Genomic DNA, 4,761 nt, shown 5'->3' on the forward strand with positions numbered 1-4,761 from the left:
GCGGCACAGTTCCAACGACGGGCTGTCCCCGGTAGAGTTCGAGAAGCAGTACGCACTAAACGGCTGACGACTGTCTACAAAACCCTGGGCGATTCACCCCCGCGATGCGGATTGAGCGTAACGATACCCATCGTCTTTCGCTATAGACGTCCGGCTCTCCAGAGTCCGGCCGATGAGAGCTCGGAATGGATTTCCATCCTTGACTATTTCTTCACGAAGCTCGAATTGGAGTCCAACCTAGCCAAGCGGCCCGGCAGCGAGCATCTAGACAGCCTCAGAAGAAAGTACTTGGAGCAGCTGCTGGCCAACTACTAGTCAATGGCGCAGAGGAGTTGGCACAATCCAGACACCGTCATCGAACAAGGATGTCCCATGCGCGTTGCCCTGCTGCTCCCGTTCCTGCTGCTCACCGCCGGTTGCACGCACCAGACCCCGATGACTGCACCGATGGCACCGGGCTGGATCACGCCCGCCGAAGCCGTCCATGCGGCCAATGATGATCCGCAGCGCGGCATCAGTGGCACCTTCGTGTTTACCGTCAAAAACGTCGACGTCACCGAGCATCGCCTTTACCTCAACAGTGAGCACGACTACCGCCACCAAGTTGCATTGAACGTGTCGTTGGATGCATCGCAACGCGAGGCGCTACAGGCGCAGCTGGGCATGCCACTGGAGCGGCTGGTCAACCGCCGGCTGCTGGTGCAGGGCACCGCCCGCCGGACGACCATCGACTTCACCACTGACGGAAAGCCAACGGGCAAGTACTACTTCCAGACTCAGATCAAGGTGAGCGATCCGCGCCAACTGCGGTTCGCACCCTGAGCTGGGTAGCAGCGTCTGAACCGAGCGCTGCTTACTACCGTTCTCATCTTCAAGAAAGAGTACTTGACGAAATTGTGGGCCAACTACTGAACATGCGGGCAAGCGACGTTGATGCACCGGCTTGTCAGATACCGCTCCGATCCATAACCCTCGAGTAGACGCCTCATGCATTCTTTACGCCGCCGATGGAGCGCACTGGCATTTGCGCTCCTACTCACCGCAACTGCCGAGTGTTCAGCCAATGCAGTTGAGAAGAAGAGCTTGGAAGCGAAGGTCGCCGATTCGGACCTGGTGATAACGGGCGTCGTTAGCCAGACATTGGCCTGCGGAGCTGTGGAAGTGGGCGAATGTTCGGTCACGTCGGTAACCGCCAAGATCGTGGTACATGACGTACTTAAAGGCGTTGCTCCCAAAGAAATACTCTTCCGCTGCAGAGAGTCCATTGCGGAGTTCAGCCCGCGCGCGTGCGAGATAGGCAAGAAGTACCTTCTATTTCTCCAAAAGGATGGCAACGGCATATTTCATTCCGCCAACGGCCCGTACGGCGCCTATGACCTATCCCAGCGCGATGGGGAATGAAGCGCGGAGATCAACCTGCCAACTACAGTCGATGGCTTCAGCAAAGAGGGCGCCGTCCAGCTATCGATATCCGAAGAGCGGATCTACCACCGATCTCGCTCCAGCAGCACTCAGGCCCCCCCATGCCTTGCTCGCGCCCTTGGGCCGCGCGTGAGCTGACAAAACCTTTACACCCGCGTGCGCCCTGCCCCCTAAGCTCTGGCCTCCTGCCGGGAGACCTCCATGCGCCTTCGCCCTGCCCTGCTTGCCGCTGGCCTGCTGCTGACGACACTCACCGCCCATGCGGCCGAGCCCGTGCAATCGGTGCCGGCGCTGGACATGGGCCGCTACGCTGGCCAGTGGCATGAAATCGCGCACCTGCCGGTGTCGTTCCAGAAGAAGTGCGTGGGCGACATCACGGCGACCTATGCGCTGCGCGCCGACGGCAGAATCAGCGTGCACAACGCCTGCCGCACCGGCGATGGCGAACGCATCGCCGCCGATGGCGTGGCCCGGCCGGTGCAAGGCGAGCCCGGCCAGTTGCAGGTGCGCTTCGTGCCGGACTGGCTGGCCTGGCTGCCGCTGGTGTGGGCCGATTACTGGGTGATCGCGCTGGACCCGGACTATCAATGGGCGGTGGTGGGCGACCCTGGCCACAAGTACCTGTGGATCCTGTCGCGCTCGCCGAGCATGGACAAGGCGCTGTTCGCCAGCCTGAAGGCCAAGGCCGAGGCGATGGGGTATGACCTGGGCCCGTTGAGGGTGATGGCGCCGCTGGATTGAGCCGGCGCGGGGTAGAGCTACGCCATGCGTGGCTGGCGGCCGATTGTTGCGCCTGGACACGGAGCAGCCACGCATGGCGTGGCTCTACCGCCCTGCAACCTGAATGGGCTTCGCATTGTCTTACGATGCGTACCGGTCTCGACGCACCCGCACAACCACCATACGCCGTAGTATGCTTCCACTCACGCAGCACCTGCACGAGGATTTGCGCCCATGTTCCACCGCCTTCGTACCGTCCTTACCGTGGCCCTGCTGGCCGGCACCGCCGTTGCGCTGACCGCCTGCAACACCAACGTCAAGCGCGTCTCCCCGCCGGCCGCCAGCGTGCAGCAGCTGACCGTGGGCGCCAACGGCAACTGGACCCTGGCCCTGCGCCTGCAGAACTTCAGCTCCATGCCCATGACCTTCGACAACGTGGACCTGCAGATGCAGGTCGGCGACCAGGACGCGGGCAAGGTGAGCGCACGCCCGGCGATCTCCATCGGCGGCGTCTCGGCCGATGTCATCACCGTTGAGCTGCAGCCCTCCTCGGCCGCGCGCATCGTCGTGGCCGACGCCTTGGCCGGCAACCGCACCCTGGCCTATTCGCTCAAGGGCACGGTGAGCGCCACCCCGAACGAAAAGAAGCAGCGCAGCTTCGACATCGACAACCGCAGCACCCTCAACCAGGCCCCCGGCCTGCCCGGCGTGCTGCGCTGATACACGTACACCGCGTTCCCCTTGCCTGATTCCCTGCATCTGATCGAGACCTGACGATGAGCAGCTACACCGCCCCGCTTTCCGATATCCGTTTCGCCCTGCACGACGTGCTGAAGGTGGAGCCCCTGTTCGCCCGCCTCGGCTTTGCCGACGCGACCACCGACGTGGTCGATGCCGTGCTGGAAGAAGCCGGCCGCTTCAGCACCAGCGTGCTGGCGCCGCTCAACAGCGTGGGCGACGAGATCGGTTGCGTGCTCGACCAGGCCAGCGGCGAAGTCACCACCCCGCCCGGCTTCAAGCAGGCGTACGCGCAGTTCGTCGACGGTGGCTGGACCGGCCTCACCGCCGCGCCGGAGCTGGGCGGCCAGGGCCTGCCGCATACGCTGGGCGTGCCGCTCAATGAAATGATCAACGCCGCCAACCTGGCGTGGGGCAACTTCCCGCTGCTCTCGCACGGTGCGATCGAAGCGCTCAAGCAGCACGGCGAAGCCTGGCAGCAGGACGCCTTCCTCAAGCCACTGATTGAAGGCCGCTGGACCGGCACCATGTGCCTGACCGAACCGCATTGCGGCACCGACCTGGGCCTGCTCAAGACCAAGGCCGAGCCGAATGCCGACGGCAGCTATTCCATCACCGGCACCAAGATTTTCATCACCGCCGGCGAGCACGACCTCACCGACAACATCGTGCACCTGGTGCTGGCCAAGCTGCCCGACGCCCCGGCCGGTGCCAAGGGCATCTCGCTGTTCGTCACCCCGAAGTTCAAGGTGGACCGCGAGGGCAAGGTGGGCGAGCGCAACGCGCTGCGCTGCGGTTCCATCGAACACAAGATGGGCATCAAGGGCTCGGTCACCTGCGTGATGAACTTCGACGGCGCCGAAGGCTATCTGGTCGGCCAGCCGCACAAGGGCCTGCAGGCCATGTTTACCATGATGAACACCGCGCGCCTGGGTGTGGGCCTGCAGGGCATCGGCCTGTCCGAGCGCGCCTACCAGAACGCCCTGAAGTACGCGCGCGAGCGCCTGCAGTCGCGTTCGTTGAGCGGCCCGAAGAACCCGGAAAAGCCGGCCGACCCGATCCTGGTGCACCCGGACGTGCGCCGCATGCTGCTGTCCATCAAGTCGCTGGTCGAAGGCAGCCGCCTGCTCGCGTTGCACGCGGCCACGCTAATCGACGTGGCCCACCACGCCGAGGACGCCGCCGAGCGCGAGCGCGCCGAGACGCTGGTGAGCTTCCTCACCCCGATCTCCAAGGCCTGCCAGACCGAATGGGGTATCGAGAACACCTACAACGCCCTGCAGTGCTTCGGTGGCCACGGCTACATCCATGAGCACGGCATGGAGCAGCTGGCCCGCGATGCGCGCATTACCACGCTGTATGAAGGCACCACCGGCATCCAGGCGCTGGACCTGATCGGCCGCAAGACCGCCGCCAGCCAGGGCGCCGGGCTGAAACTGATGCTCGCCGAGATCGAGGCCTTCGCCAAGGCCAATGAAGGCAACGAAGCGCTGGCCGAGTTCATCGCTCCGCTGCGCGCCAAGGCCGACGAATGGGGCAAGCTGACGATGGCCACCCTGCAGCGCGCGGCCACCAACCCCGACGAACTGGGTGCGGCCAGCTTCGACTACCTGTTCTATTCGGGCTACGTGGTGCTGGCGTACTGGTGGGCCCGCAGCGTCGCCGCTGCCGACGCATCGGCGCAGAGCGAGGCCTTCAAGCAGGCCAAGCGCGAGACCGCGCGCTTCTACTTCGCGCGCATGCTGCCGCGCACCCTCAGCCACGCCGCCGCCATCCAGGCCGGCGCCGATTCGCTGATGGCCATGGAAGACGCCCGCTTCGGCGAGTAACGGTGTGGGGGTGCCATCGGCACCCCTCTCTACCCGGTGCGGACGGATTGGC

The 4,761-nt window shown here is 64.4% G+C and carries 5 protein-coding genes; all 5 read left to right on the forward strand.

The features are described from left to right. Window positions 1-372 precede the first annotated feature (372 nt). Complete coding sequence (locus ACREPD_RS21675; protein ID WP_431601209.1) at window positions 373-822, forward strand: hypothetical protein; 450 nt, start codon at window positions 373-375, stop codon at window positions 820-822. A 165-nt stretch (window positions 823-987) separates the two neighbouring features. Beyond that, window positions 988-1,401 (forward strand): hypothetical protein, encoded by a 414-nt coding sequence (locus ACREPD_RS21680; protein WP_431601210.1) that lies wholly within the window; start codon window positions 988-990, stop codon window positions 1,399-1,401. Window positions 1,402-1,623: 222 nt separating this feature from the next. Beyond that, window positions 1,624-2,163, forward strand: coding sequence for a lipocalin family protein (locus tag ACREPD_RS21685; protein WP_431601211.1), 540 nt, complete (start codon window positions 1,624-1,626; stop codon window positions 2,161-2,163). A gap of 213 nt (window positions 2,164-2,376) precedes the next feature. Further along, window positions 2,377-2,862 carry an LEA type 2 family protein gene (locus ACREPD_RS21690; RefSeq protein ID WP_421570624.1) on the forward strand — a complete coding sequence of 162 codons (486 nt, stop codon included), beginning with the start codon at window positions 2,377-2,379 and terminating at the stop codon, window positions 2,860-2,862. Window positions 2,863-2,918: 56 nt separating this feature from the next. Beyond that, window positions 2,919-4,709 (forward strand): acyl-CoA dehydrogenase C-terminal domain-containing protein, encoded by a 1,791-nt coding sequence (locus tag ACREPD_RS21695; RefSeq protein ID WP_431601212.1) that lies wholly within the window; start codon window positions 2,919-2,921, stop codon window positions 4,707-4,709. The last annotated feature ends 52 nt before the right edge of the window (window positions 4,710-4,761 follow it).

It is taken from the genome of Stenotrophomonas sp., from assembly GCF_050737075.1.
Classification (GTDB): Bacteria; Pseudomonadota; Gammaproteobacteria; order Xanthomonadales; family Xanthomonadaceae; genus Stenotrophomonas.

Bases quoted from the DNA above. Each gene is read 5' to 3' on its own strand.
- ACREPD_RS21675 (WP_431601209.1), top strand. From the start codon at position 373: ATGCGCGTTGCCCTGCTGCTCCCGTTCCTGCTGCTCACCGCCGGTTGC.
- ACREPD_RS21680 (WP_431601210.1), top strand. From the start codon at position 988: ATGCATTCTTTACGCCGCCGATGGAGCGCACTGGCATTTGCGCTCCTA.
- ACREPD_RS21685 (WP_431601211.1), top strand. From the start codon at position 1,624: ATGCGCCTTCGCCCTGCCCTGCTTGCCGCTGGCCTGCTGCTGACGACA.
- ACREPD_RS21690 (WP_421570624.1), top strand. From the start codon at position 2,377: ATGTTCCACCGCCTTCGTACCGTCCTTACCGTGGCCCTGCTGGCCGGC.
- ACREPD_RS21695 (WP_431601212.1), top strand. From the start codon at position 2,919: ATGAGCAGCTACACCGCCCCGCTTTCCGATATCCGTTTCGCCCTGCAC.